Origin of the sequence: Bowmanella yangjiangensis (assembly GCF_018531185.1) — a bacterium.
GTDB lineage: Bacteria > Pseudomonadota > Gammaproteobacteria > Enterobacterales > Alteromonadaceae > Bowmanella > Bowmanella yangjiangensis.
Map to the genome: position 1 here is coordinate 137,208 of NZ_JAHDJU010000001.1, position 25,695 is coordinate 162,902.

Here is a 25,695-nt window from a genome sequence, read left to right on the forward strand (position 1 = left end):
TCCTGTAACATTTGCAGATCCAAGAAGACAAATGGTCAGGAAATACACTAAATCCAACCTTTGGAGAAAAGTGGATGAGCAATGCGCCAGTAGATAACAGCAGGCGCCGATTCCTGACGATTGCCACCTCAGTGGTAGGCGGCGTTGGGGTGGCGGGTGCCGCTGTGCCATTTATCGCTTCCTGGAATCCCAGCGCCAAAGCCAAGGCTGCCGGAGCTGACGTGGAAGTGGATATCAGCAAAGTTGAACCAGGTCAGTTACTTCGTGTCGAATGGCGCAGTAAACCGGTTTGGATCGTTCGCCGTACTCCAGAGCTGCTCGCAGAGCTGGGTAAGCACGAAGATCTGTTGAAAGATCCGACTTCTGAAGAACCTCAACAGCCAGAATTTGCCAAAAACCAATATCGTTCTTTGAAGGAAGAGTATTTGGTACTGGTAGGTATCTGTACTCACTTGGGTTGTTCTCCTCAGCATCTGAAAGACGGTGCTTTCGAAGAACAGGTAGAGGGCGTGCCGGATGGCTTCTTCTGTCCATGTCACGGTTCCAAGTTCGATATGGCAGGCCGCGTATTTTCGGGGGTTCCGGCTCCACTGAACCTGGTTGTTCCGCCTTATATGTATATTGATGACAATAACATCCTGATTGGTACTCAAGAGGGGGCGGCATAATATGTGGCAAAATTTATTAGACTGGATTGAGTATCGTATTCCCATGATGCGCGTGGCAAAAATGCACGCCATGGAATACCCTGCCCCTAAAAACATGAATTTCTGGTACGTGTTTGGCTTTTTGGCCACTATCGTCCTGGTAAACCAGATTGTTACTGGTATCTGGTTGACAATGAGCTTTGAGCCTTCAGCAGAGCGTGCTTTTGCCTCTGTTGAATACATCATGCGTGAAGTAGATTATGGTTACATTATCCGCTACATGCACAGTACGGGCGCGTCTGCTTTCTTTATCGTGGTTTATCTGCATATGTTCCGCGGTATGATCTATGGTTCCTACCAGAAGCCACGTGAATTACTGTGGTTATTCGGTATGTTCATCTATCTGGCACTGATGGCAGAAGCCTTTATGGGTTATGTATTGCCTTGGGGTCAGATGTCTTACTGGGGTGCTCAGGTTATCGTATCGCTGTTTGGTGCCATTCCGGTTATTGGTGAAGACCTGACTGTTTGGATCCAGGGTGACTACGTGATTTCAGGTGCGACCCTGAACCGTTTCTTCGCTTTACACGTTATTGCTTTGCCTTTGGTGATTGTCATTTTGGTCTTCTTGCATATTGTTGCCTTACACGAAGTTGGGTCCAACAACCCTGATGGCGTGGAAGTGAAGCGTAAAAAAGGCTCACTGAAGGAAGAAGAAAAAACTAAGTTCAAAATGCATGAGTACTATACCAATAAGTACGACATCATTGATGACGTGGTACCTTTCTTCCCGCATATTGTTTTGAAAGACTTGGTGGCTTTCTGTGTGTTCTTGCTGGCATTCTGCTACGTACTGTTCTTTAAGCCGGAGATGGGTGGTTACTTCCTGGAAGCGCCTAACTTTGAAATTGCCAACCCACTGAAGACCCCTGCACACATCTTCCCTGTATGGTACTTCACACCTTTCTACGCGATTTTGAAAGCCGTACCAGATAAGTTGTTCGGTGTAATTGCCATGTTTGCTGCCATCATCATGTTAGCTCTGCTACCTTGGATTGATCGCGGAAAAGTGAAGTCCTGGCGCTATCGTAGTGGTATCCATAAGTACAACCTGATCGTATTTGCTATCGTTTTTATTTTCCTCGGTTATTTAGGCGGAACACCGCAAGAGCCTTGGAAAGTGACAGCTTCGCAGATTTGTACTTTCCTGTACTTCGCTTTCTTCGGCCTGCTGTGGTTGTACAGTAAGAACGAGAAAACTAAGCCACTGCCAGAGAGGATAGGTTAATGAAGAAACTCGTTGTTCTATTTGGCCTGCTAGTGCCTTCTATGGTGATGGCTGCTGGCGGCGGTGATGTGCATCTGGACAAAGCGCATATTGATCGCACAGATAAGGCATCACTGCAAACTGGTGCACAGTTATTCATGAACTACTGCCTTGGCTGCCACCAAACTCAATATCAGCGTTATCAGCGCACTTTTGAGGATATCGGTGTGCCACTAGACCTGGGTCAGGAAAACCTGCAGGTGACTGGTGACAAAGTAGGTGATTACATGAAGAGCGCAATTCCTAAGGAATCTGCTGCTAAGTGGTTTGGTGCGCCTCCTCCTGACTTAACTTTGGTTGCTCGCGTACGGGGTGCAGACTGGCTGTATACTTACCTCAGAAGCTTCTATGCTGATCCGAGCCGTCCATTTGGCGTTAACAATAAGGTCTTCCCTGAGGTAGGTATGCCTCATGTTTTGCAAGAGCTGCAAGGAGTACCTTATGACCAGCACGAAGAGCGCATGATAGATGGGCAGATGCAGTCTGTTTACGTTGGTATTAAGGCTGATGGCTCGGGCATGTTGAGCCCTGAAGAGTACGACAAAGCGGTATTGGACCTGGTTAACTACTTGGTTTACCTGGGCGAACCCGCCAGACTGGAAGCCGAGAGTATTGGCCGCTGGGTAATTGTGTTTATCCTTGTGCTATTCGTCTTTGTTTATTTATTGAAGAAAGATTATTGGCGTGATGTGCACTAATTAGGCACAAATTCCTGTATAATCGCAAAAGGGCAGTGTGGTGAATCGCACTGCCCTTTTTTAACGTTCTAGTAGATGCCAATTTTATTAGTTAAATCAGCGTGTTGTGATTTGATTAATAAAATTGGCGTTCGATTTTTGGTTTTTGGAGGAGTGTGAATGGCCTTAGCCGCGAACAAACGTTCGATAATGACTTTATTCTCGGATACGTTAGACATCTATAGTCATCAGGTACGCATAGTATTGGCAGAAAAAGGTGTCGGCGTAGAGATTTGCTATGTAGATCCAGCAAATCAACCCGAAGACCTGATTGATTTGAACCCCTACGGTACGCTGCCTACTTTGGTCGACCGTGAATTGGTGTTGTACCGTTCGCATATCATTATGGAATATCTGGACGAGCGTTTTCCTCACCCGCCACTGATGCCTGTTTACCCGGTATCTCGTGGTCAAAGCCGACTGATGATGCATCGTATCGAACAAGACTGGTACAGCATTGCCGAAGGCATTCTGAAAGGGACCGGGGATATTGCAGCTGCGCGTCAGGAACTGCGCGAGAACATTTTAGCCTTAGCGCCATTGTTTGCGGACAACCCGTTCTTTATGAGCGAAGAGTTTAGCTTGGTTGATTGTTACCTGGCTCCATTGTTGTGGCGTCTACCTGCGTTGGGAATTGAACTGTCCGGCGCTGGTGCTAAGGAAGTGAAAGCCTATATGAATCGGATCTTCGATCGTAGCTCATTCAAGGCGTCACTGACTGATCAGGAACGTGAAATCCACAATCCGTTGTAAGTATGGACGCTACTATACCTATGACCCCCAATAAGCCCTATTTGCTTAGGGCTTTTTATGAGTGGATAGTGGACAACGACCTGACTCCCCATCTGGTCGTTGATGCCACAGTGCCAGGAACATTGGTGCCTCAAGAGCATGTCAGAGATGGTCAGATTGTTCTGAACATCTCTCCAAGCGCCTGCGGTAAACTCCAGCTCGGTAATTTAGACGTAACCTTTGATGCACGCTTTGGCGGGGTCGCTCGTCGCCTGGAGGTACCCCTCCAAGCTGTGCTGGCTATCTATGCCAGAGAGAATGGTGCTGGCACAATCTTTAGTCAGGAAGAGGGAATGGACGATTTACCTCCGGAACCAACTCCTCCACCACAGCCTGCCAAAGGCCGACCACAGTTGAAAGTGGTTAAGTAGAGATAAGCTGATTGATGCTTTCTCGAATAGGCGAATTATAGCTAGGAGTCTTGAGGCAAGGAGAGCGCGATTGGTCGTTGGACTTACGGCCAGTCATTCAATGTGGGTTTCACAACGAAGTTTTAAGTAGGTAATTAGTTACCAATAAATAAAAGCCACCTTCTTTAGAAGGTGGCTTTTTTACTCTTTGCGAGAGTTAGTATTGCTCTTTGTTTAATATCAGCACAGTTAAGTTTATAAGTACTCAAACGCCTTAATAACTTTTGTAACGCCATTAATATTTCTGACTATGTCCACTGCAATGTTGGCCTCTTGCTCATTCACCAGTCCCATCAGAAAGACTTCTGAATCCTCGACGATGACCTCGATATGCAAACCGTCTACACGTTTGTCGGCAACCAAGTTTGATTTGACCTTAGTGGCTAACCATACGTCGTGGGTGCGCACCGATGCTGGCGTTGGGCTGCCAAGGCGTAGTTGATTATGCAGGCGATTAACTTGAGGCAAACTCTCGGCTAATTGCTGAGCCTCTCGTTTTAATTGCTCATTAGGCACCTGGCCTACCAGCAGGGTGACGCCGTTGAACACCTCAACATTAATATGAGCCTGGCCTTTTAACTGTTCATTGGTACTTAGCTTGCTGGCGATGCGAGACTCCAAAGTGGCGTCATCCAACTGCGTGCCTACCGTACGTCTGTCATGTGCAACAGAAGCGGCACCCACACCGGCGCCGACAATAGCTACAGCACATCCGGTTAATTGGCTGGTCGCCATTAACAGGGTGGCAATCAGGCATCCTTTTGTCGTCGTTTTCATCTTTATTCTCCACTATGATCGGGGAACAGGCAGTCATCAATTGCACAGCATAAGGCATGGATTACCAATAAGTGTACTTCCTGTATCCTGGGGGTTTTATTGGAGGGCACGCGAATTTCCACATCATTTGGGCCAAGCAGTCCTGCCATTTCGCCGCCATCCTTGCCTGTCAGAGCAATAATAGTCATATCACGGCTTAGGGCCGCTTCCATGGCCATAATGACATTGCGCGAATTACCACTGGTTGAAATGGCCAGCAGAATATCGCCACTTTGCCCCAGGGCCCTTACTTGTTTGGAAAATATTTCATCATAACTGTAATCGTTGGCAACGGATGTGATGGTCGCACTGTCACAGGTTAGTGCCAAAGCGGGCAAACTCGGTCTGTCGCGGTCATAACGATTCAGTAATTGTGAAGCAAAATGCTGAGCATCTCCGGCAGAACCACCATTGCCGCAACATAGTATCTTATTGCCGGCAATCAACGCCTGAACCATCATGTAAGTGGCGCGCTCTATCATGTCCGGCAATATCTCGATGGCCGCAATTTTTGTTTGAATGCTCTCTGTGAAGTTGGCTTTAATGCTTTCTATCATACGTACTTAATCCACTGAATCTGCTGCCCGTCTATTGCTACCACATCAATTCGGTGGGCGATACTTGCTGGGTTTAGTTGGTTGGCACAAAGGTAATGCTGCAAGGCTGCTTCAAACTTTCTTCTTTTATGCATATCGAAATATTCAGCAGCATTGCCATGAGTTTGTTTAGTCCGGTACTTAACTTCAACGAACACCAGTTCCTGATTTTCCCGCATAATTAAATCAATTTCACCGGCTTTGCAGCGATAGTTGCCTTGTATGTATTTTAACCCTTGGGATTCCAGGTAACGGCGGGCTCGCTGCTCGGCGTCCCGGCCAAGTATTCCTGATAGCTGTTGCTTAATCCACTGCAAGGCGGACAACCTTTTCCTGCTCTACCTTTCCTAACGGCAGGCTACGGCGCAGTTGATGATACTCATCCATTCTCAATGCACCGGTAAGCCCTTGTAGGGTCATTTGTGGTACTTGCGCCATATGCACAAGCGTTGGCAATAAACGGTAAGCGTCGTAACCCATAGCAAACAGACGATTTTGTCCATCATTGCGTTGAGGCCAAAGTTGCTTGTTGAGCTCTTTTAGAACGCTATCTCCACCCGGCAACATCCACGGCATGTCAACAAAGGTCATATGGCGCAGGTCACGCAGACTGTTTCCTCCAAGCTCTTGGCTGAAGCTCCGTGAGGAGGCATAAACCGGCACCAGCTCTGCAAAAGGACTTATACTGGATTCGATTATAGGGTTGAGTAACTCTGTTTGTGCGGCGCTGGCAAAGATGACAATGGCATCCACGTCCCTGCGATTACGTGCGAAAGTATGGACTTCCTCTTTCGCTAATCTCTCAACTTGTTTGATTCTTTGTTTGCTATGGCCGACATCTAACAGTCCCTCCATGGCGTTGCGCATGGACTTGTTGTCGGTAAATGACACCTGCTTGGGGGCGGGACGTCCTGTGCTTTGCCACTTTTCAGTAAAGCTGCTCGCCATTCTTTGAAACACTGCGCGGTCTGCATTGACAACCAGTGGGGCTTTATAGCCCTTTTGAATGAGCAATTCAGCCAGTTGCTCCGCCTCGTCTTCCGGAGCCAGAGAGTAAAAGTAACGGCTGGCTTGTTTAACGGGTTGATCCGGCCTGTTTAGCGCTAATACAGGTAAGTTATCCGGCAATTGAGGTAGCAAAGTATCAAGGTTTTCTTTAAGCAGTGGACCTATAACAAAATCGAATTGTTGGTCCATATTTGCCAAGGTTTGTTCATTCAGGGAGACAGTATCAACAAAACTGACCTGTGCTTTATGTTCACCTTGATCAGCAAAATACGCGGCTAAAATCCCTTCCTTCAATGCTTCACCCTGATTGGCCAGGCGACCTGATAGGGGAAGGATGACAGCGATTCGTTGTGGCTGCATTAAGGGTGATTGTAACAGCGGTTGCAGATCCGAGGGTAAAGGCAGGTTATGGCGTGTCTGCCACTCGAGTAATTGGCTGGACAACGCCTCACCGCTGTTTGTGCGGGCGATTCTGGCTAACTGTAGCCAAGGTGATAGTGGCCCCTGAAAACTGCCAGGAGACGTGATTGCCGTATCTGGCGTTTGCTGTACCAAATACCAGATTTTTTCCTGCAGTTCGCTTTGTTTATCTGGTTGCAACGTGCTCAGTTCAGCAACATTATTGGCAGCTGTGAGAGTGTCGCCCTGCTGCTGAGCTATTTCGGCGCTTAAGGCTAATCGCTTGGGTAGCAGCTGCAGATGTTGACTGACAGCCTGAAGGCTCTGCTCAGCAAGTTGCCAGTGGCCCAGATTGGCAAGACATCGTGCTTGTAGAAGGTGTGCCTGATCCTGCTGTTCAAATTCTTCTAACCTCGGTAGGAGAGGCTTAAGAAGTTTCAGACTGCTGTTGCAATCACCTTCTTGCATGAAAGCCGTTGCCGCATCTAGCAGCAGACGCTTTTGTTTTACTAACGGGGATGTTCTTGCCTGTTGCAGATACTGCTGCGCAGTCAATGCCACAGGTATTTGTTTCTCATCAGGTTTTACTTGCGGGGTTTCACGTTGATGAACTTTAGGTGCGGAGCTACAAGCACATAAGACAGTAATAGCAATTCCGTATGTAAGCGTTCGCATGCGAGACATCAGCGTTCCTGCACTCTTTATATAGGGTTGTGAGCAATTCTACCTCAGCTTCAATACAAATCACACGTATGCAAACGCCCTCTAGCAGGTAGAATAGGCCTTTGCTTATTTATCTGGCCTCTGACATGCAACACTCTGACACTCAAAAAGGTTGCCTTTATATAGTCGCAACGCCCATCGGAAACCTTCAAGATATAAGCCAACGCGCCTTGCACGTTCTGGCCGAGGTGGACTTGATTGCTGCAGAAGATACCCGTCATAGTCAAAAGTTGCTGAGTCACTACCAAATCAATACCCGCCTTTATGCTCTGCATGATCACAACGAAAAGCAACGTGCGGAACAGCTTTTGTCCAGATTAGAGCAAGGGATGAATCTGGCCTTGATCAGTGATGCGGGCACACCGCTAATTAGTGATCCTGGCTATGCCTTGGTTAATTTGTGTCGAAATGCTGGAATTCAGGTGGTACCTCTGCCAGGTCCCTGCGCGGCGATTACCGCATTGTGTGCGGCGGGGCTACCTACTGATAAGTTTACCTTCGCTGGTTTTTTACCGGTAAAACAGGTTGCCAGAAGGGAGGCGCTGGCTTGTTTGAAAAGCGCTGAAATGACAACAGTATTTTATGAAGCGCCTCGAAGAGTGGAAGAGACGTTGGCAATGCTCGTTGAGGAACTGGGAGAGGGCAGAGCAGTCGTACTGGCCAAAGAGCTGACTAAAACTTTTGAGACCTTTTGTAGCGGCACCGCAACGCAGGTTTTGGATTGGTTAAGGGAAGATGCCGTGCATCAGAAGGGGGAGTTTGTTCTGATGGTTGGTCCGGCTGAACAATCCAATCTTGATATTCCTCCTGAGGCGGTATCGCTGTTGACTCTGCTTATGCAGGAATTACCCCTGAAAAAGGCCGCAGCCTTGACGGCTAAACACTATCAACTGAAGAAGAATGAGCTCTATCAATTAGGGCTGGAATTGTCGTCTTAGTTTGATAAGCGATTGGTCTTATTCCACAAGTTCTGGTGTTTGGCATAGGAAAAAAAGGTATAGGGATGCCAGCAGTTGGGGATAAGGGCCAGTTCTTTGCGCTCCTCAAAATTGGACACCAGCTTGCTGAGGATCTCCAGCAGGCGTTCCTTGCTCATTACCTCAAGCTTCTTTCTTGCTTGTGGGTAATAGAGATTGTTGTCCACGCCAATCAAAAGATCGTGGCCAAGGCCAGTAAACTCGAGGTTTTTAGTGGCAGAACGACAAATGGGCACAGACGGGTTTTCGGGATATAAGCCATTGACGATAGCATATTCATATCTGTCTAAGTCCCGACGGTCAGAGTCTTTGGGTATATAGGTGATGCCAAAACCCTGAGGAAAATGTCCCACCACTCGAATGAAGCTTTGCACCGCTTTACCGTTAAGCGCATCTTTCTCTGCCGCTTTTTCCAACACCAGGGTGGCCTTGGGGAGGGTGTCGTAGGCCTGTCCAAGCTTAGTTGAAAGCACCACAGAGGTGTAAACCTGTGGGATCTTAAGTAAATTTCCTATTGTCTGGCGCGGGTCAAGGGATGACTTAATTAGCGTCATCACAAACTTAAGCTTGTCTTTTTCAGCCTCGTTGAACAGCTCTCGTTCTTGCTTGGAGTTGCCCACATAGCTTCCGCAGCCAATACCATCTTTTAGATAGTTAATGGTGTGCTGATAGCTAAGTTTGAGCATCTGCTGGCGATCTTCTTTATCCAGGGTGCGGAATTCATCTCCGCTACCATCCGGACCTTTGAGAATAGTCTGTACGTCAGGGTGGCTTTGTCCCACATCCTGAAGTAGCGCTGTCATCAGCAAAGGAACTTTAACGTAAAGCCTGAAAGGACATTGATTGGCTTCGTCCTTACTCTTGGCGTTGACTACCCGTTTTTCAAAGTGCTTTAGTACGTAGGGGTTACTAATCTGCTTGTCTGTCAACATGGCATCCAGCAACAGCAGGCACAACGTCGCCTTGTACAAGTGTTTACTCTTTTGATTGAACAGCGCGACCTTGCGATGTTCCGTTTGAGTCGTGAGTAAGATGGTGCCGAGCAAACGGGAAAAGTTACGAGCGCTTTCTTCCTGAGAGATCGCATCGGTTAAATCCAGGATCTGCTCACAAACCTGATGCAGCTCTTTATAGCGTTGTAACCGGCCTTCTTCACTTTGCTGATTGAAACGCTTGAGCTTACCTTGAGCGTCTTTGTGGCGGGCTTCCCCCCGGCTTGAACTGGCATCCTTTGTGCTGGCAACCTGTTGTTTTAAATCTTGCAGTTGTTCACTCTGACCACTTTGCATTGCGAAATAGTCTGCCGCCTGCTCATACAGGGAATCCTTGATCGGGGATTGGTCATGCACTTTCTTTATCAGATTGCGCACGCTTTTGGTGTAGTGACTTTCACCTATCAAGGCTTTATTCATAGTTTAAGATAAGTTACCCAACATCAGGACAGCACTTTAGCAGATATTGCAAGTTGTTGCTTAGTCAAACGAATTTTCCCCCGAATCTGGATAGCTTAGTTAGCGCCACAATGGATGAATGATAAAAAAAGCCAAGGGTTACTCGAATCATTTGCTGCTTTGCAGTAAACTGCGCGCCGGAGTTGGCCAGGCAATCGTCGCTCGCGCAAGCGGGGGGAGGAAAGTCCGGGCTCCATAGGGCAGGGTGCCAGGTAACGCCTGGGCGGCGCAAGCCGACGACAAGTGCAGCAGAGAGTAGACCGCCAACCCCGGATTTATCCGGGCGGTAAGGGTGAAAGGGTGCGGTAAGAGCGCACCGCGCAACTGGTAACAGTTTGTGGCAAGGTAAACTCCACCCGGAGCAAGACCAAATAGGGTTCCTTGGCGTGGCCCGCGTCGGAACCGGGTAGGTTGCTTGAGCCTGTGAGTAATTGCAGGCCTAGATGAATGATTGTCCTCGACAGAACCCGGCTTATCGGCCAACTCCATCCTTTTCTAATACCGTCTGATAAAGGACGTTAGTCAACTTCCTGCTTATCCGGTTTTTCGTTTTTCGAGAAATGAACCAGCGGCAGCCAGTTTTCCGCCCAGGTATGGTGCGGGTCTTCCCCTTTTGCGCTTAATGCAGCACTCAGAAATTCGATAAAGACTCTGACTCTGGCGGGTAGGTAGGTTCGCTTAGGGTAAATAGCAAATACACCGTTTTGTTGCTGTGGCGGTCGGAAAGGGTGAAAAAGTGACACCAGCTCGCCACTTTCCAAACCCGATTTAGCCAGAAAATGCGGAAGCTGAGCTAAGCCAAGCCCGTCACTACACATGTACGCCATGGCTTCGCCATCATCAGTAATATGGCTGCGATCCAGTTCAGATTGTATGTATTGACCTTGTGCATTGGGTAAAAAAATCGGCTGCAGTTGTTGCGTTTCTTTAATTCTGAATCCAATCCAGTCGTGTCCAACGAAGTCCTCGGCAAATCCAGGGGTACCCTTTCTCTGCAGGTATTGAGGGGAAGCGCAAATAAGAAAATCCATAGGGCTGAGACGCCGGGCGACCAAGCGACTGTCTTTCAGATAGCCGGTGCGAATCGCGATATCGATATCCCTTTCAATAATGTCGGCGTGTAAATCACTAATTTCCAGTTCCAGTCTAATGGCCGGATAGCGCTGACTAAATTCGTGTAATAGTGGGCGAATATACAGATGCCCGTAGCAGACGGCTGAGCTGATGCGCAGAGTACCGCTTGGTGAGTCATTCAAGTGCTTAAGATCGTCTTCACAGGAAGATAAGTCCATCAGCGTTTTTCGCACTGCCTGGGCGTAACGCTGGCCTGCTTCTGTAACTCGGAGTTGCCGGGTCGAGCGTTGAAATAAGGTGAGACCAAGCTTGTCTTCCAGACGACCGATGGCTTTGCTGACCGTCGACGGATCGGTTGAACAGGCTCTTGCCGCCGCAGCAAAACTCCCGCCATCGCAGGTTGCCAGAAATATCTCTAATGAGCGAAGTTTATCCATTGGCGCAGCTTAACATGACTATTCATGAATAGTATTCACGACTTAAAGGGTTAGGTGCCTATTTTCTCCTGTCATGTGGGGAATAAAATTCACCAATCTTTTTGAACAGCTTATGTTATGTGAGGATGCATGCTTAAAAAAATCCAGGCTGATAATGCGCTTTCCTATGGCTTCTTTGCATTTATCGCCATGGCGGGTTTGTCTTACGTAAACTTTTTACCTGGTGTGGTGAGTGCGCTCGCTGGCGGTATTGGTTTTTCAGAGGCTGAGGCCGGTGAAGTCATCGCAAGTAACCTTTTTGGCGGTCTCTTAGGCTGTGCCGGTGCGTTTTTTCTAGTGCGACGAATTGACTGGCGACCGGCTATGTTTGTGCTTCTGGCTTCTCTCACCCTGGTTGATTTGAGCACCATATGGCTAGATAGCTACAACCTGATGCTTGGCTGGCGTTTCGTTGCCGGTTTAATCGGCGGGTTAAGTATGGGAATTATCTTTTCCGTACTCGCCCGTCTGAATAGCCCAGATTGTGCATTCGGCTCTTTGCTATTAATGCAGTTTGTCATTGGTGCGGTGGTTATGTATCTGCTGCCCGGTTTGGAAACTTTACTGGGTACTTATGCGGTATTTTTTGTTATGGCGGGTTTAACTTTCTTAAGTATTCTGCTGCTTAGCTTAGTACCACAGGTTCCCCGCAAGCTTGATAAAAAAAGGTCTTCAAGCGAACTTAATGAAGGCAAAGCGCATGCAATACTATTGATGCTAGCCATTGTACTTTATCTCTGTGCTGCTAATGCCATTTGGGCGTACGTTGAACTGATTGGTTTAAAGGCTGGTATCGACGATGTTAGCGTAAGCTCTTATATTGCAACGACCAGCTTACTGGGTTTGCTCGGTGCGATGTTACCTATCGTCAGTGGTAAGCGTTTCGGACGATTATATTGGTTGCTTGCTGGTGTGATGTTATCAATCATCTCTGCGGCAATGTTAAGTTTTATTCCTCTCACCCCCATTCTCTATGTTAGTGCCATGGCAATGCTGTTTTTCGCCTGGCCAGCGGTTAACTCCTATTTACTTGCCGTGGTTGCTGAGCTGGATAGCAGCGGCAGATTGTCTTCGTTGGCGGCCGTTATTTCAGTGCTGGGTTTGGCAACGGGGCCTTTGATTGCGTCTGGCTTACTTGGCAATGGCGACTTCTCGGCGATGCTTTACAGCTGCATGGTTATTTTCCTTTGCAGTTTTGTGTTTTTGTACAAACCCGTAAAGACGATGGAAACCGTCATATGCGGCGATTTGTCATCACAATACCAGTCTTGAATAGTGTTATGCATGGTTGCTTTGCTTTAAATAGGTGTTAAACAAGGAACAGAAAATGATTAGATATATTTTCAACAAGATGCTGTTGGCAATGAAAAACAAGTACAGCTACGACGTAACTTATCAGCAAGACATACTTTCAACAGATGTGGCAGCATTTTTAAAATTTATGGGACTACAGATGATGGCGTCTCACTCAGGAAATGTGCCCGCAGGACCGCTGTATGCAGCAAGAATACGTGCCATTATCTCTGAGGATTGTGGTCCATGTGCGCAGTTGGTGGTAAATATGGCGCTTGAGGCTAATGTAGCTCCTGCTGTTGTGCGCGCCATTGTTGACCGGGACTTAAATAATTTGCCGGAAGATATTGCGCTGGTTGTGCAATTCACAGAATTGGTTTTGGCGCATGATCCACAGGCCAATCCTTTGCGCAGCAAAATACTCGCATTGTGGGGGCAGAAGGGATTAGTTGCGCTCAGTTTTGCGATTAGTTCCTGTCGGGTTTATCCCATGCTGAAGTACAGTTTGGGGTATGGACACACTTGCAGTCGAGTTATAGTCAATGGCCTGTCGCTGGCTCCTGTCCGTTAGTACATGAGCCCCATTGGGTTGATAGTGCAGATTACTTGATAACAACGCCGATTCAGTTTGGTAATTATGCATGCGCTTAGAAGGCGAGCCAGCTTGAGTATGCAAATGCATACATAGGTGCGGTCTGGCTGCTATCGCTTTTTGCCATCCTTTTATAAGCTTTTCCCCGTCAAGACCAGAAATTCACATTTCATTTAAGAGGCAACGCTTATGAAAAAGTCAGCTTTCGCATTGTTAGCATCTCTGTCTGCTATTGCTTTCTCTCCGGTTAGCCAGGCGGATATCAACGAAGATCTGCAGAATATCTGCACAATCGTTAAAAACGACGACAAGTCTGAACTGCGTAAAAAAGTTAAGAAGGTGCAAGATGATTACAACTTGCGTCTGGGTGACTATTACACCGGTATCAGTTGCGGTGGTAGTAGCCTGATTCGCTATGCGATGGAAAATGGTGCCACTGAAGTGGGTACCTTTATGATTAAGAAAATGAGTAAGGGAGACCTGACTCAGGCAGAGTCTGATGGACAGATGCTGCAACAATGGGCTGAAGCCAATGGTCATATTGCCAGTCCTATCGGGCAGGAATTATTAGCCCGTATTAACTAATTCGTTTAAAGGCGTTTTAAATAGAAGACCTTCGTACGCTTCGGAAAGTGGAAATGGATTACGGCAGTGACTCAGCACACTGTCAACGGATTGGGCGGCACTCTCTCGAAGGTCTTGACGCCTCTTAATTTGAGAGAGTGTTATTGCCCAACTTATATAAAACCCCGCTTAGGCGGGGTTTTTTCTTAGCTGCGCTTGGTGTTAAACCAATACGTTGCGCTGATAAACTTATCTTTGCGAAAAAATAGCAGTATCAATAACAAGCCAATGTAAAGCGTTGGCTGAAGAATGTCTGACTTTACCGACCAAATATAATGCAGGGCGATAAGCCCGCCAGCCGGATACACCCAGTTATGTAGTTTCTGCCAGTTTCGTCCCAATCGACGCTGCGCGGCCTTAGGTGAGGTTAGGGCCAATAGCAGCAAGATAGTCCAGGCTAGGAATCCAACGGTAATGTAAGGCCGTTTAAGTATTTCCGAGCCCAGCAGATACCATTCAAGCTGCAATTCAAACAGAATGTAAGTCAGCAAATGTGCGCTTGCGAAAGCAAAGGCATACAGGCCGAGAAGGCGTCTAAACTTCATCAGTGGCGCCGCTCGCAGTAACTTTGCCAGTGGTGAGATACACAGACACAGCAGCAGCAAATTGAAAGCGCTGATACCAGTAAAATGCAACAGCGCCTCCACTGGGTCGCCGCCCAACTGATCATTAGCAGCCTGGTTGAAAACCAGCGAGGCCCAGCTGATGCAAAGGCCATGAATAAACACTTTTACCCAGAATATGGTGGAGCCATTAAGTAGCTTTGCCAGCTTCATCAATAAAAACGTCCTAGATCCATGCCGCTATAAAGGCTTGCGACTTCCTCGTAGCCGTTAAATGGCAAGGTATCGATTCGGTTGCTGGCAAACAAGCCGCCAGTGGTAATTCGTCGCTCTCTAGCCTGGCTCCAGCGAGGATGGTCAACCTTGGGATTCACATTGGCGTAGAAACCGTATTCATTCGGTGCCAATAGATTCCAGGTGGTTGGTGGCTGCTTGTCGGTGATACGAATACGCACAAGAGACTTAATGCTTTTGAAACCATATTTCCAGGGGACCACCAGGCGAATCGGCGCTCCGTTTTGGGCGGGCAAACTCTTGCCATATAAGCCCACAGCCAAAAGCGTCAGTGGATGAACTGCTTCATCCATGCGTAGTCCTTCCACGTAGGGATAGTCTATACCTCCGCCGCGAAAGACACTGGCCTGTCCTGGCATTTGTTTGGGGTCATACAAGGTTTCAAAAGCAACATATTTACCACTACTTAGCGGCTTCGCCTTTTGCAACAGGGCCCGCAAGGGAAAGCCAATCCAGGGAATCACCATTGACCAGGCTTCTACGCAGCGCAGCCGGTAAATACGCTCTTCCAATGGGGCGACTTTATAAAGTTCATCCAAGGATAAGCTAAAGGGATTTTCAACCAGTCCGTCTACTTGTAGTTGCCAGGGAGCAACCTTGAATGCCTGGGCATTGGCTTTGGGATCGGCTTTATCGGTACCAAACTCATAAAAGTTATTGTGACTGGTTACTTTATTGAGTGGAGTCAGCGTTTGGTTGTCGTTTTCCTGTTTCGCATAGCTCAGGGCGTGGGTTTTGAATTCAGGTGTGTCATCGCCGAATAAATTGAATGCCAGAGACTGGCTTGGTGACAGTAAAGCTCCTGCACCAATAAAACCAAGCTGTTTTATCACCTGGCGACGATTTTGATATACCGACTCATCGGTTACCTGATTTTCCGCTATGGTTTGATAGCGGGGGCGTTTAATTAGCATCGAATGTCTCGCATCGCTGTTAAATCTGATACTGATACGAAACAAGACAGGAAAAAGGGCCAATTTGTTGCATAGTTTATTGGCCCTTATCTGCAGTAGTGTTTAACTTATTAGCGCAATAGATTCTGTAATTGCACTACATGCTCTGTGCAGTCACCGATATTACAAGCTACCCACTCAGGTGAGTAATAGGTTTCCAGGTAGCGTTCGCCGCTGTCACAAAGTAAGGTCACGATAGAGCCCTTCTGGCCTTTTTCACGCATATCTGCAGCTTTTATAAGTGCTCCCCACATGTTGGTGCCGGTGGATGGGCCAACCTTTCTACCCAGTAAGCTTTCCAGCCATAGCATGGTGGCAATGCTGGCACCGTCGGCTACTTGTAACATGTCATCGACCACGCTGGGTACGAAAGACGGTTCCACTCTGGGACGACCAATGCCTTCAATTCTGCTGCCGCAGGAGGTCAGGCTTGCATCTCCGCTGTAAAAATAGGGGTAGAACACCGAATGATCAGGATCCACTACCAATAGTTGCGTATTAAGGCATTTGTATCTGATATATCGGCCAATAGTGGCGCTGGTGCCCCCCGTACCAGCGCTCATGACTACCCAGCTTGGGATTGGATAGCGCTCGTATTGCATCTGTTCGAAGATACTGCAGGCGATATTGTTATTGCCTCGCCAATCGGTAGCGCGCTCGGCATAGGTGAATTGGTCCATATAGTGACCATCCAGTTCTTTGGCCAGTCGCATGGATTCGGCGTAAATTTGATCACTCTTCTCAACAAAGTGGCATCGTCCACCGTAAAACTCTATTTGCTGTATTTTCCGCTGTGCCGTGTGTTTGGGCATCACTGCAATAAAAGGTAAGCCCAGCAATCTGGCAAAGTAGGCTTCTGAGACGGCGGTACTGCCCGATGACGACTCAATGATGGTGCTGTTCTGATTAATCCAACCATTGGTTAAAGCATACAGATAAAGTGAACGTGCCAGTCTGTGTTTCAGGCTGCCGGTTGGATGTGTACTCTCATCTTTAAGGTAAAAGTCAATTTGCTCGAAGCCTGGCACATCCAACTTGATCAAATGAGTATCTGATGAACGTTGGAAATCAGCCTGGATGCTTTCAATGGCCTGGTGGGTCCACTCTCTACACATTTCGGGTTGCCTTTGCGGTAAACAGACACAGAGAACCTGATTGGCTGTGTCGTAGATTTATCTTGTGCATAAGTTATATCAAAAAGTTGTATGTGATTCGACATCACTGCTGTGTTTGGTGTCGATGAATAATCTGCGCATAGCATCCATGTATAGAAAATCGCACATATAGAATGGCTAGATGCACTTTTTAATCCACTGGACCTTATCAGCCTGTAGAGCACTTTCTACAGTCAAAAGAACATCTTAGACTGCTCTTTTGGTAGCAGGCTTTTAAGCAAAAGCAAGTGATTTTGCCTAACTAATGACTTTTGACTTGAAATAGCGGAAACTTGGCGCCACTTAGTCATTCACATTTATATAAAAAGAGAACAGATTAAATGGCTCGCAACTACGTTATTTTGGATAAGGAAGCTCATAAGAAGCTTAAGATCAAACAAGACTCGACTCTGGCTCATGGCAAGTCTTCACACCTTATTGGTGTTTCAATTCGCGAATTCGCGCGTGCCTCCAGCGCAGTCCCTTTAGTACTGATTAAAGACGAATCTTCAGAGCGTTACTATGTGGCCGGACTATATGGTCTGAATGAAGGTGTGAACCTGTTTTATTCAGAAGAAGGTTGGCAGAGCCATTTTGCGCCGCTTAACCTGCAACGTTACCCTTTCGATGTGCGTCCTAACGGTGATCAACTGTCTATCTTTATCGACAAAGACAGTGAACTGGTGGGTGAAAAAGAAGGTTTCGACCTGTTCAAAGAAGATGGTTCAGTGTCTGAGTTCCTGGAAACTCGTCAGCGTTTACTGACTGACTTGGTGAACAGCGAGAACATGACGCAGGAATTCATTAAGCAACTGGTTGACCTTGACCTGGTAGATGAAATTCGTCTGGGCATCCGTTATGCCAACGGCGAACAGCGTCAGTTAGTGGGCTTAAACAGCATCAGCGAAGAGAAACTGATGAAGTTGGATGATGAGCAAGTATTGAAACTGCACCGCAGCGGTTTCCTGGGCGCTATGTATGCCATGCTGAGCTCTATGGGCCAGTTGAATCGCTTGGTTCAGTTCTCGCAGAAAACTGAAAACCCAATCGCTTCTATTCAGATGTTGCCTAAAGAACAGGCACCTGCTGCAGAAGCCAGCGCTGAAAAAGCGAACTAATTACTCTCCAGGATCGGGAGCTCTTCCCGATCCTGATTTTTGACTGCTTTTTTTCTTAAAAAAACAGAAATTCTCACAGCTCGACCTTATTTGCCACTTTTCCCCACTTAATCAACTACTTCCGCAGAACCCTTGATATATCTGGTGTTTGGGCCCGGATTATGGCGATTTTTATTCCTTGACACCCCGTAGTGGGGATACCTAAACTGTCAAATGTGGGTAAAAGTGGCAGAAAGTGGAAAAACAATTTTAAAAAGGCTAGGGGATGTTCCGCGGCGCTAACGCAATCAGTCTGGACAATAAAGGACGTGTAACGATTCCAACTCGTTACCGGCAGTCTTTGCTGGACGATTGTCAGGGACAGCTGGTATGCACGATCGACAGTCAGCAGCCCTGTCTGCTGCTTTACCCACTCTCTGAATGGGAAGAGATTGAACTGAAGCTCAGCCGCCTTTCCAGTATGAACCCCCACGAGCGAAGGTTGCAACGTTTACTTCTCGGTTATGCCTTGGAAGGTACGATGGACAATAGCGGGCGCTTTTTATTGTCAGGCCCGCTTCGCCAACACGCCCATCTGGATAAGCAAATCATGTTAGTTGGTCAACTGAATAAGTTTGAGATCTGGGATGCCGAGATTTGGCAACAGCAGATTCAGGCTGATATTGAGATCGAACAACAAGGTGGCTTTGAGTTAACCGAGAGACTTCAGGATTTTTCATTCTAATGGCCAGTGACTTTGTTCATCAGTCGGTTTTGCTGCACGAGTCAATTGAGGCACTGGCAGTTAAACCAAATGGCATCTACCTAGACGCGACCTTTGGTCGGGGCGGTCATTCGCGCGCTATATTGGCAAGTTTAGGTAGCCAAGGCCGGCTGTTGGCACTGGACAGAGATCCTCAAGCTATTCTGGCCGCTCAGGCACTGGCCGATGAACCGCGTTTCCAGATCTTTCATTGCGCGTTTTCCAATCTCCTTGGGGTCACTGACGAACTGGGCTTGACCGGCCAGATAGATGGTATTTTGATGGATCTTGGGGTTTCCTCTCCGCAACTGGATGACCCCGAGCGTGGCTTTAGCTTCATGCGTGACGGTCCTTTGGATATGCGTATGGACACCAGCAAGGGGCAAAGCGCTGCCCAGTGGCTGGCTGAAGCCGAGCTGGAAGATATAGTCACTGTGTTGAAAGAATATGGTGAGGAGCGTTTTGCCAGACGAATTGCTCATGCCATCGTCACCACCCGTGATGAACAGCCATTAACCCGTACACGTCAGTTAGCTGAGTTGATTGACCAGGCTGTACCTTTTAAAGACAAGCATAAGCATCCCGCAACGCGCAGTTTTCAGGCGATCCGTATATTCATCAATCGCGAGTTGGATGAAGTCGCCAGCACCCTTGGGCACGCTTTGAAAGCGCTCAGGCCCGGTGGGCGTTTGGCGGTGATTAGCTTTCATTCCTTGGAAGACCGTCTGGTAAAGCGCTTTATGCGCGACCAAAGTCGTGGCCGTCAGGTACCCGCAGGACTACCTCTTACTGAGGCCGAATTAAATGTCGGTAAGGCCATGAAGCTGATTGGCAAGGCTATAATGCCGTCGGCCGCTGAGTTATCTGTGAATAACCGGGCCCGCAGTTCGGTGCTCCGGGTGGCGGAAAAGCTATGAAAGACGGGCAAACCCAATTCAGCCTGGTTGTCCTGATTTGGACGGATTTAACTCGCCACCCCGTGCGAGTTTTGTTGTATTTAATGGTGCTGTTAAGTGCTGCGGCGGTCATATTAAGTTCTCACCATAATCGGCAGTTGGCCATAGTGCATGAAAAGCTCATGCAACAGCGCGATCAACTGGATGTTGAGTGGCGTCATTTGCTGCTTGAACAAAGTGCGCTGACCGAACATAACCGGCTGGAAAGCATGGTGCGTAAGCAACTGAACATGCGTCGTCCGCTGCCGCAAGATGAAGTGGTGGTGAAAATCAAATGACCAAAGCCCACGCCAAGAAAAATCTTAAGCCCCGTTTGGTTGAATGGCGTTTTATGCTGGTGGCCGGCGTGGTGGTGTGTGTGTTTATGGCATTGGTAGCCAGGGCTGCTTACATTCAGGTTATTGAGCCCGACTCATTGATTCAGCAGGGGGACAACCGCACCAAGCGTACCCGCTACACTCAGGCACATCGTGGCAACATTATGGATCGCAACGGTGAAGAACTGGCTGTCAGTGTGCCGGTTCGGGCCATCTATGCGGATCCTAAGCTGGTGCACGACAACGGTGGCTTTGCCGATAAGCGTCGTTGGCAAGCGTTGGCCGAGGTATTAGGCCAGAATGTTGACGAGATTTACAGCAAGCTTGGCGATCCGAAGAAACGCTTCGTGTATATCCAGCGGCAGGTATCACCAGCAATGGCTGACTATGTTGACCAACTGGACTTACCGGGTGTTTACCTGCGTAACGAGTCGCGTCGTTATTATCCTGTGGGTGAAGTGTCGGCCCAGCTAGTGGGTTTTACTGATGTGGATGACAAAGGCATTGAAGGTATAGAGCGGTTATATAATGACTGGCTGACCGGTACGCCCGGTGAACGTAAGATTCGTCGGGACGGCAAGGGACGCCAAGTAGAAATCCTTGATGAAACCCAAAGTGAGCCTGGGAAAGACCTGCAATTGACCATTGATCAGCGCATTCAAGCCCTTACATATAAGGAGCTTAAGCAGGCAGTGGGTACTTACAAAGCCGCGTCCGGTTCTGCTGTGGTGGTGGATATCCATAGTGGCGAAATTCTGGCGATGGTGAACAGCCCATCCTTCAACCCAAATAATCGCAGCGGCGTATCAGCCCATCGCATTCGTAACCGTGCCATTACCGATACCTTTGAACCAGGATCCACCGCTAAACCTTTGGCGGTATTGGCTGCTCTGGAGTTTGGTAGTGCCAACCTGACTGACACTATCGACACCTCGCCTGGCTGGATGCGGTTGGGAGGGAGTCTGGTACAGGATGCCCGCAACTATGGCGAAATGGATCTAACCGGCATTATTCGCAAGTCCAGCAATATGGGTACCTCAAAACTGGCCTTGTCTGTGCCAAAGGAGCACTTTATTGAGCTGTATTACCAGATGGGACTGATTGGCGATACTGGCACGCATTTGGTTGGCGAAAGTGGCGGTATTTTTCATGACCGTTCACGTTGGTCGCAGCATGAGTTGGCTGCATTGTCTTTTGGCTACAACATTGCGGTTACGTCTGTGCAGCTGGCTAGGATGTACGCCATTATTGGTGCCGGTGGTATGAAACGCCCGCTGTCCATTATCAAGTCAAACCAAAGCGTGCCTGCTGAAAGAGTGCTGAGCGAAACTAATGCCAATGCCATGGTGAAAATGTTGGAAGCCGTGGTGCTGGAAGGTGGAACTGCCACTAAAGCCAGGGTGCCTGGCTATCGGGTAGCGGGAAAAACAGGCACTAGCCGCAAGGCCGTAGCCGGCGGCTACGGTGAAGAATACGTAAATAACTTTGCTGGACTGGCTCCTGTGTCGGATCCACAGCTAGCGGTAGTTGTGATGATCAACGAGCCAGGGGGTGACCTGTATCACGGTGGTGACACTGCCGCGCCGACTTTTGCACGGATTATGGCCGGTGCACTGCAACTGCTGAATGTTCCGCCTGATGATAAAGCCGTTAACTCGCTGGCAGCGGTGAATAATGGAGGCAAGCATGACTCCTGATATGACCTTACGCCAGTTGCTAATGCCTTTTGGCATCGATGCACCAGCCATCGAATTGCAAGATATGGTGCTGGATAGCCGCGAAGTGGCCATTCACAAACTATTTGTGGCGGTAATTGGCCACAATCTGGATGGCAGGGATTTTATTCCGCAAGCGATCAGCCTGGGTGCCAAGGCGATTTTGGCTGAAACCCGCGATATGTCAGAACACGGCAATATGGAAATGCGTGAGCAGTCCTTAATTGTGCAGTTTTATGCCTTGAGTGAAAAATTATCGGCCCTGGCGGCACAATTCTTTGCATATCCCGCCGAGCAATTGCAAATCGCCGCTGTGACGGGCACCAATGGCAAAACCAGTACCGCGCAACTGATTGCGCAGCTAAGCCAGGCCATGGGACAGACGGCTGGCACCATTGGCACATTAGGTGCGGGCTTGCTGGATCACATTACCGAAGGGACGAACACCACGCCGGATGCCATCAGCATGCATCGTTTATTGCGGCAGATGCAGGACGCCGGGGCCGGACTAGTGGCGTTGGAAGCCTCTTCTCATGCCTTAGTGCAGCATCGCATTGCCAACCTTAAGACGGATGTGGCGGTGTTTACCAATTTGACCCGCGACCATCTCGATTATCACGGCGACATGAGCCGTTACGCTGCTGCTAAGCGACTGCTTCTGGAGCAACCAGGATTACGCACCATAGTGCTGAATCAAGAAGAAAGTGAGAGCGAGAACTGGCTGGCAGCGTCCCGTGGACGCTTTGAAGTAGTGTTTTATGGTCTTGGGCAGGCCAAATACCCGACGCAGCCATATCTACTGGCCAGCCAGGTTGAGTACTTGCCCAGCGGCTGCCGTATTCAGCTTAAAAGTAGTTTTGGAGAGGCTTGGGTAGATTCGCCGCTTCTGGGTGAGTTCAACGTGTTGAACCTGGTGGCTGCCCTGTCGGTCCAACTGGGCTTTGGCCGCCCGCTGTCTGAACTGGCAGACGCGGTGAGCTGCATACGTACTGTACCCGGGCGGCTTGAAGTGTTTCACCGTGAAGACCTGCCCACACTGGTCGTTGATTATGCCCATACTCCAGATGCGCTGGAACAGGCCCTTAAGGCTTTATGTCTGCATACACAGGGGCGTTTGGTTTGTGTTTTTGGTTGCGGTGGCGACAGAGATAAAGGCAAACGTCCGCTAATGGGACGAATCGCTGAGCAATACGCGGATGTGGCGATCATTACTAACGACAACAGTCGCTCAGAAGATCCACAGCAGATTGCCTGTGATATTCAGGCGGGTATGCAAAATCCAGCAGCGGCACTCATTGACCTGGACAGACAATCAGCGATCCGACAGGCCATAGCCAATTGCCATGCCGGTGACGTTATCTTACTGGCCGGTAAAGGCCACGAAAACTATCAGATTATTGGCAATACAAAAATTAACTACGACGAACGAGCGTTCGCATCAAGTTTGATTAAGGGGACAAGCGCGTGATCTCTGTAACACTAGAATGGGTTGCACAACAGCTGCAATCCGAGCTGAAAGGCGACAGTGCGGACATCCGGGGTGTCAGTACTGATACTCGCACAATACAACCTGGCGATCTGTTTGTTGCCTTGTCTGGTCCCAACTTTGATGGTCATGGGTTTATTCAGATGGCCGAACAAAAAGGCGCTGCCGCGCTGATTATCAGCAAGCCCGTCGACACCAGTCTGCCGACCATTATGGTACCTGATACTAAGTTGGCCTTGGGGCAACTGGCAGCGGCGGTGAGACAGTTGGTGCCGGTTAAAACCGTGGCCATTACCGGCAGCAGCGGTAAAACCACAGTAAAGGAAATGGTCGCGTCGATTTTATCCCGCAAGGGTAACGTCTTGGCTACCCAAGGGAATTTTAATAATGAAATTGGTGTGCCGCTGACTTTGCTGCGTTTAGAAGCAGACCACCAATATGCGGTAATTGAGCTGGGCGCTAATCACTTAGGTGAAATTGCCTATACCACTTCGCTAACTAAACCCGATGTGGCGACCATTGTAAATGCTGCCGCCGCGCACCTGGAAGGCTTTGGTAGTCTGTTCGGGGTGGCTCGCGCTAAAAGCGAAATTTTTAAAGGTTTACCAGAGAATGGGCTGGCCGTACTGAACGCCGATAGCCAGTTTCTGGCGTTTTGGAAAGGTAAGCTTGCTCACTTGCGTATTCAGGAGTTTGGCGAACAGCGCGGTGATTTCCATGCCTCCGATGTGGCGCTGGGATTGGATGGCTGCGCACAATTTCTGATGCATACCCCTCAAGGCAGTCTGGATCTGACCTTAGCAGTGCCTGGCATGCACAACGTATCTAATGCACTTTGTGCCGCCGCTTTGGCTATGGAAGTGGGTGCCAGCCTGGAAGATATCAAGTTAGGTTTGCAGGAAATGGCTCAGGTTCGTGGCCGTCTGAATATCAAACAGCTGACCAATCAAGTGCGTCTTATCGACGACAGTTACAACGCCAATGTGGCCTCTACCCAGGCGGCCATTGAGCTACTGGCCAGTTTCCCAGGGCGCCGTGTGTTGGTACTGGGAGATATGGCGGAATTGGGCGAGAAGGCACGTTTTTATCATGAAGAAATGGGTCAGTTTGCCCGTGACAAAGGCATAGACAATCTGTTCAGTTTGGGTGTGCTCAGTCAGCAGGCCAGTGATCCGTTCGCCCAGGCAGGACGGCATTTTAGTGAGGTGGATGCATTGATTGCTCATTTGCAAAACGAATTACAAGCTGAGCAGCGGGATATCAGCATCCTGATAAAAGGTTCACGTAGCGCCAAGATGGAACGGGTGGTCAAAGCCATCGAGGAGTCCCCCGTGGGAAAGTTTGAACGGGCCAGGGAGCGTATCGCATGCTGATTTGGCTCGCCGAGTGGTTACGGCAGTTCGATGCAGGCTTTAATGTATTCTCCTATCTGACGATGCGGGCAATTTTAAGCACCCTAACGGCGCTGCTTATTTCCGTGTTACTGGGGCCTAAGATGATTCGCTGGTTGCAGCGCATGCAGATTGGTCAGACGGTCAGAACCGATGGTCCGCAAACCCATTTATCCAAGTCTGGCACGCCAACCATGGGTGGCGTGCTGATTTTGGCGGCTATTATCAGCAGCACCTTGCTATGGGCCGACCTGACCAACAGATACGTGCTGGTTACCTTATTTGTGGTAGCAAGTTACGGCGTGATTGGTTTTGTTGATGACTATCGTAAGGTTATTCGTAAAGACGCTAAAGGTCTGATTGCGCGCTGGAAGTACTTCTGGTTATCCGCAGTGGCGATTCTGGTCGCATTTTATTTATATAGCAGCAGTCAAACGGCGGCAGAAACGGCATTGTTAGTGCCCTTCTTTAAAGAAGTCATGCCACAGCTGGGGCTGATGTATCTGGTGTTGACCTACTTTGTGCTGGTGGGTACCAGTAATGCGGTAAACCTGACCGACGGCCTGGATGGTCTTGCTATTGTGCCGACTATTTTGGTTGCGGGTGCCTTCGCCATTTTTGCTTATGTCACAGGCAACGTGAATTTCTCGGCCTATCTGAATATTCCGCATATTCCCCTGACCAGTGAGCTGGTGATTGTTTGTACCGCCATAGTCGGCGCCGGGTTGGGCTTTTTGTGGTTTAACACATATCCGGCCATGGTCTTTATGGGCGATGTGGGGTCGCTAGCTTTGGGCGGTGCTTTAGGCATTCTGGCGGTATTGGTTCGTCAGGAGTTAGTGCTGGTCATTATGGGCGGGGTGTTTGTTATGGAAGCCTTGTCGGTGATCCTGCAGGTCGGCTCATACAAATTGCGTGGCCAGCGGATTTTCCGTATGGCACCCATTCACCACCACTATGAACTAAAAGGCTGGCCAGAGCCGCGCGTGATTGTGCGTTTCTGGATTATTTCCCTGATTCTGGTGTTGGTGGGTTTAGCCACCCTGAAACTGAGATAGCGGAGC

Annotated in this window: 26 protein-coding genes and 1 other RNA gene; 18 read left to right on the forward strand and 9 right to left on the reverse strand. The window is 48.7% G+C overall.

Annotation, left to right across the window (positions count from 1 at the left end):
• The first annotated feature begins 74 nt into the window (after positions 1-74).
• The 5 genes from petA (at position 75) to KJY73_RS00690 (ending at position 3,874) form a co-directional block, all read left to right on the forward strand.
• A complete protein-coding gene (gene petA / locus KJY73_RS00670; protein WP_214339256.1) occupies positions 75-668 on the forward strand; it encodes a ubiquinol-cytochrome c reductase iron-sulfur subunit in 594 nt (197 codons plus the stop codon).
• Position 669: 1 nt separating this feature from the next.
• Positions 670-1,935 (forward strand): cytochrome b, encoded by a 1,266-nt coding sequence (locus KJY73_RS00675; protein ID WP_206595032.1) that lies wholly within the window; start codon positions 670-672, stop codon positions 1,933-1,935.
• Positions 1,935-2,672 (forward strand): cytochrome c1, encoded by a 738-nt coding sequence (locus KJY73_RS00680; RefSeq protein WP_214339258.1) that lies wholly within the window; start codon positions 1,935-1,937, stop codon positions 2,670-2,672. The genes KJY73_RS00675 and KJY73_RS00680 overlap by 1 nt, the downstream gene beginning before the upstream one ends.
• 159 nt (positions 2,673-2,831) lie before the next feature.
• On the forward strand, positions 2,832-3,464 hold the full coding sequence (sspA, locus tag KJY73_RS00685; RefSeq protein ID WP_206595034.1) for a stringent starvation protein SspA: 633 nt from the start codon (positions 2,832-2,834) through the stop codon (positions 3,462-3,464).
• 20 nt (positions 3,465-3,484) lie between these two features.
• Positions 3,485-3,874, forward strand: a complete 390-nt coding sequence (locus tag KJY73_RS00690; RefSeq protein WP_214339260.1) for a ClpXP protease specificity-enhancing factor — start codon at positions 3,485-3,487, stop codon at positions 3,872-3,874.
• Positions 3,875-4,108: 234 nt separating this feature from the next.
• Here the strand turns inward: KJY73_RS00690 and KJY73_RS00695 are convergent, their stop codons facing one another.
• The 4 genes from KJY73_RS00695 to KJY73_RS00710 are packed head-to-tail and all read right to left on the reverse strand — an operon-like array spanning position 4,109 to position 7,416.
• Positions 4,109-4,690: a BON domain-containing protein gene (locus KJY73_RS00695; protein ID WP_232848358.1), complete on the reverse strand. Its 582-nt coding sequence runs from the start codon at positions 4,688-4,690 to the stop codon at positions 4,109-4,111.
• 2 nt (positions 4,691-4,692) lie between these two features.
• Positions 4,693-5,286: a phosphoheptose isomerase gene (locus KJY73_RS00700; RefSeq protein WP_206595037.1), complete on the reverse strand. Its 594-nt coding sequence runs from the start codon at positions 5,284-5,286 to the stop codon at positions 4,693-4,695.
• Entirely contained in the window at positions 5,283-5,642 is a 360-nt protein-coding gene (locus KJY73_RS00705) for a YraN family protein (RefSeq protein WP_214339267.1), read from the reverse strand. The genes KJY73_RS00700 and KJY73_RS00705 overlap by 4 nt, the downstream gene beginning before the upstream one ends.
• Positions 5,629-7,416, reverse strand: a complete 1,788-nt coding sequence (locus KJY73_RS00710) for a penicillin-binding protein activator (RefSeq protein WP_214339269.1) — start codon at positions 7,414-7,416, stop codon at positions 5,629-5,631. The genes KJY73_RS00705 and KJY73_RS00710 overlap by 14 nt, the downstream gene beginning before the upstream one ends.
• Before the next feature lie 125 nt (positions 7,417-7,541).
• On the opposite strand from KJY73_RS00710, the gene rsmI reads away from it, so the two are divergent.
• Positions 7,542-8,393: a 16S rRNA (cytidine(1402)-2'-O)-methyltransferase gene (rsmI, locus tag KJY73_RS00715; RefSeq protein WP_214339271.1), complete on the forward strand. Its 852-nt coding sequence runs from the start codon at positions 7,542-7,544 to the stop codon at positions 8,391-8,393.
• Here rsmI and KJY73_RS00720 read toward each other — a convergent pair.
• On the reverse strand, positions 8,390-9,844 hold the full coding sequence (locus KJY73_RS00720) for a hypothetical protein (RefSeq protein WP_214339273.1): 1,455 nt from the start codon (positions 9,842-9,844) through the stop codon (positions 8,390-8,392). The two genes, rsmI and KJY73_RS00720, sit on opposite strands and share 4 nt — an antisense overlap.
• 178 nt (positions 9,845-10,022) lie before the next feature.
• Between KJY73_RS00720 and rnpB the strand changes: the two genes are divergently transcribed.
• An RNA gene (rnpB, locus tag KJY73_RS00725) (RNase P RNA component class A) lies at positions 10,023-10,374 on the forward strand.
• Positions 10,375-10,401: 27 nt separating this feature from the next.
• Here the strand turns inward: rnpB and KJY73_RS00730 are convergent.
• The gene (locus KJY73_RS00730; protein ID WP_214339275.1) at positions 10,402-11,394 is read right to left on the reverse strand and encodes a LysR family transcriptional regulator; all 993 of its coding nucleotides are present in this window, start codon (positions 11,392-11,394) and stop codon (positions 10,402-10,404) included.
• Between the two features lie 129 nt (positions 11,395-11,523).
• On the opposite strand from KJY73_RS00730, the gene KJY73_RS00735 reads away from it, so the two are divergent.
• The 3 genes from KJY73_RS00735 (at position 11,524) to KJY73_RS00745 (ending at position 13,903) form a co-directional block, all read left to right on the forward strand.
• Positions 11,524-12,705 carry an MFS transporter gene (locus KJY73_RS00735; protein ID WP_214339277.1) on the forward strand — a complete coding sequence of 394 codons (1,182 nt, stop codon included), beginning with the start codon at positions 11,524-11,526 and terminating at the stop codon, positions 12,703-12,705.
• A 55-nt stretch (positions 12,706-12,760) separates the two neighbouring features.
• Positions 12,761-13,297: a hypothetical protein gene (locus KJY73_RS00740; RefSeq protein ID WP_214339279.1), complete on the forward strand. Its 537-nt coding sequence runs from the start codon at positions 12,761-12,763 to the stop codon at positions 13,295-13,297.
• 210 nt (positions 13,298-13,507) lie between these two features.
• The gene (locus KJY73_RS00745) at positions 13,508-13,903 is read left to right on the forward strand and encodes a DUF3718 domain-containing protein (RefSeq protein WP_214339281.1); all 396 of its coding nucleotides are present in this window, start codon (positions 13,508-13,510) and stop codon (positions 13,901-13,903) included.
• A gap of 185 nt (positions 13,904-14,088) precedes the next feature.
• Here the strand turns inward: KJY73_RS00745 and msrQ are convergent, their stop codons facing one another.
• From msrQ to KJY73_RS00760, 3 genes are all read right to left on the reverse strand, one after another.
• A complete protein-coding gene (msrQ, locus tag KJY73_RS00750; protein ID WP_214339283.1) occupies positions 14,089-14,718 on the reverse strand; it encodes a protein-methionine-sulfoxide reductase heme-binding subunit MsrQ in 630 nt (209 codons plus the stop codon).
• Positions 14,718-15,713: a protein-methionine-sulfoxide reductase catalytic subunit MsrP gene (msrP, locus tag KJY73_RS00755; protein ID WP_214339285.1), complete on the reverse strand. Its 996-nt coding sequence runs from the start codon at positions 15,711-15,713 to the stop codon at positions 14,718-14,720. The genes msrQ and msrP overlap by 1 nt, the downstream gene beginning before the upstream one ends.
• Before the next feature lie 110 nt (positions 15,714-15,823).
• Positions 15,824-16,867: a PLP-dependent cysteine synthase family protein gene (locus KJY73_RS00760; RefSeq protein WP_214339287.1), complete on the reverse strand. Its 1,044-nt coding sequence runs from the start codon at positions 16,865-16,867 to the stop codon at positions 15,824-15,826.
• Positions 16,868-17,247: 380 nt separating this feature from the next.
• Between KJY73_RS00760 and KJY73_RS00765 the strand changes: the two genes are divergently transcribed.
• From KJY73_RS00765 to mraY, 8 genes are all read left to right on the forward strand, one after another.
• A complete protein-coding gene (locus KJY73_RS00765; RefSeq protein WP_214339289.1) occupies positions 17,248-18,024 on the forward strand; it encodes a SapC family protein in 777 nt (258 codons plus the stop codon).
• A gap of 265 nt (positions 18,025-18,289) precedes the next feature.
• The gene (gene mraZ, locus KJY73_RS00770; protein ID WP_214339291.1) at positions 18,290-18,748 is read left to right on the forward strand and encodes a division/cell wall cluster transcriptional repressor MraZ; all 459 of its coding nucleotides are present in this window, start codon (positions 18,290-18,292) and stop codon (positions 18,746-18,748) included.
• Entirely contained in the window at positions 18,748-19,683 is a 936-nt protein-coding gene (rsmH, locus tag KJY73_RS00775; protein WP_214339293.1) for a 16S rRNA (cytosine(1402)-N(4))-methyltransferase RsmH, read from the forward strand. Before mraZ ends, rsmH begins: the two co-directional genes overlap by 1 nt.
• Positions 19,680-20,000 (forward strand): cell division protein FtsL, encoded by a 321-nt coding sequence (gene ftsL / locus KJY73_RS00780; RefSeq protein ID WP_206592072.1) that lies wholly within the window; start codon positions 19,680-19,682, stop codon positions 19,998-20,000. Before rsmH ends, ftsL begins: the two co-directional genes overlap by 4 nt.
• Positions 19,997-21,736, forward strand: coding sequence for a peptidoglycan D,D-transpeptidase FtsI family protein (locus KJY73_RS00785; protein WP_206592073.1), 1,740 nt, complete (start codon positions 19,997-19,999; stop codon positions 21,734-21,736). The genes ftsL and KJY73_RS00785 overlap by 4 nt, the downstream gene beginning before the upstream one ends.
• Positions 21,726-23,222 (forward strand): UDP-N-acetylmuramoyl-L-alanyl-D-glutamate--2,6-diaminopimelate ligase, encoded by a 1,497-nt coding sequence (murE, locus tag KJY73_RS00790; RefSeq protein WP_214339302.1) that lies wholly within the window; start codon positions 21,726-21,728, stop codon positions 23,220-23,222. The genes KJY73_RS00785 and murE overlap by 11 nt, the downstream gene beginning before the upstream one ends.
• Positions 23,219-24,613: a UDP-N-acetylmuramoyl-tripeptide--D-alanyl-D-alanine ligase gene (gene murF / locus KJY73_RS00795; RefSeq protein WP_214339304.1), complete on the forward strand. Its 1,395-nt coding sequence runs from the start codon at positions 23,219-23,221 to the stop codon at positions 24,611-24,613. The genes murE and murF overlap by 4 nt, the downstream gene beginning before the upstream one ends.
• Complete coding sequence (mraY, locus tag KJY73_RS00800; protein WP_214339306.1) at positions 24,607-25,689, forward strand: phospho-N-acetylmuramoyl-pentapeptide-transferase; 1,083 nt, start codon at positions 24,607-24,609, stop codon at positions 25,687-25,689. Before murF ends, mraY begins: the two co-directional genes overlap by 7 nt.
• The last annotated feature ends 6 nt before the right edge of the window (positions 25,690-25,695 follow it).

Bases quoted from the DNA above. Each gene is read 5' to 3' on its own strand.
- petA (WP_214339256.1), top strand. From the start codon at position 75: ATGAGCAATGCGCCAGTAGATAACAGCAGGCGCCGATTCCTGACGATT.
- KJY73_RS00675 (WP_206595032.1), top strand. From the start codon at position 670: ATGTGGCAAAATTTATTAGACTGGATTGAGTATCGTATTCCCATGATG.
- KJY73_RS00680 (WP_214339258.1), top strand. From the start codon at position 1,935: ATGAAGAAACTCGTTGTTCTATTTGGCCTGCTAGTGCCTTCTATGGTG.
- sspA (WP_206595034.1), top strand. From the start codon at position 2,832: ATGGCCTTAGCCGCGAACAAACGTTCGATAATGACTTTATTCTCGGAT.
- KJY73_RS00690 (WP_214339260.1), top strand. From the start codon at position 3,485: ATGACCCCCAATAAGCCCTATTTGCTTAGGGCTTTTTATGAGTGGATA.
- KJY73_RS00695 (WP_232848358.1), bottom strand. From the start codon at position 4,690: ATGAAAACGACGACAAAAGGATGCCTGATTGCCACCCTGTTAATGGCG.
- KJY73_RS00700 (WP_206595037.1), bottom strand. From the start codon at position 5,286: ATGATAGAAAGCATTAAAGCCAACTTCACAGAGAGCATTCAAACAAAA.
- KJY73_RS00710 (WP_214339269.1), bottom strand. From the start codon at position 7,416: ATGTCTCGCATGCGAACGCTTACATACGGAATTGCTATTACTGTCTTA.
- rsmI (WP_214339271.1), top strand. From the start codon at position 7,542: ATGCAACACTCTGACACTCAAAAAGGTTGCCTTTATATAGTCGCAACG.
- KJY73_RS00720 (WP_214339273.1), bottom strand. From the start codon at position 9,844: ATGAATAAAGCCTTGATAGGTGAAAGTCACTACACCAAAAGCGTGCGC.
- KJY73_RS00730 (WP_214339275.1), bottom strand. From the start codon at position 11,394: ATGGATAAACTTCGCTCATTAGAGATATTTCTGGCAACCTGCGATGGC.
- KJY73_RS00735 (WP_214339277.1), top strand. From the start codon at position 11,524: ATGCTTAAAAAAATCCAGGCTGATAATGCGCTTTCCTATGGCTTCTTT.
- KJY73_RS00740 (WP_214339279.1), top strand. From the start codon at position 12,761: ATGATTAGATATATTTTCAACAAGATGCTGTTGGCAATGAAAAACAAG.
- KJY73_RS00745 (WP_214339281.1), top strand. From the start codon at position 13,508: ATGAAAAAGTCAGCTTTCGCATTGTTAGCATCTCTGTCTGCTATTGCT.
- msrQ (WP_214339283.1), bottom strand. From the start codon at position 14,718: ATGAAGCTGGCAAAGCTACTTAATGGCTCCACCATATTCTGGGTAAAA.
- msrP (WP_214339285.1), bottom strand. From the start codon at position 15,713: ATGCTAATTAAACGCCCCCGCTATCAAACCATAGCGGAAAATCAGGTA.
- KJY73_RS00760 (WP_214339287.1), bottom strand. From the start codon at position 16,867: ATGTGTAGAGAGTGGACCCACCAGGCCATTGAAAGCATCCAGGCTGAT.
- KJY73_RS00765 (WP_214339289.1), top strand. From the start codon at position 17,248: ATGGCTCGCAACTACGTTATTTTGGATAAGGAAGCTCATAAGAAGCTT.
- mraZ (WP_214339291.1), top strand. From the start codon at position 18,290: ATGTTCCGCGGCGCTAACGCAATCAGTCTGGACAATAAAGGACGTGTA.
- rsmH (WP_214339293.1), top strand. From the start codon at position 18,748: ATGGCCAGTGACTTTGTTCATCAGTCGGTTTTGCTGCACGAGTCAATT.
- ftsL (WP_206592072.1), top strand. From the start codon at position 19,680: ATGAAAGACGGGCAAACCCAATTCAGCCTGGTTGTCCTGATTTGGACG.
- KJY73_RS00785 (WP_206592073.1), top strand. From the start codon at position 19,997: ATGACCAAAGCCCACGCCAAGAAAAATCTTAAGCCCCGTTTGGTTGAA.
- murE (WP_214339302.1), top strand. From the start codon at position 21,726: ATGACTCCTGATATGACCTTACGCCAGTTGCTAATGCCTTTTGGCATC.
- mraY (WP_214339306.1), top strand. From the start codon at position 24,607: ATGCTGATTTGGCTCGCCGAGTGGTTACGGCAGTTCGATGCAGGCTTT.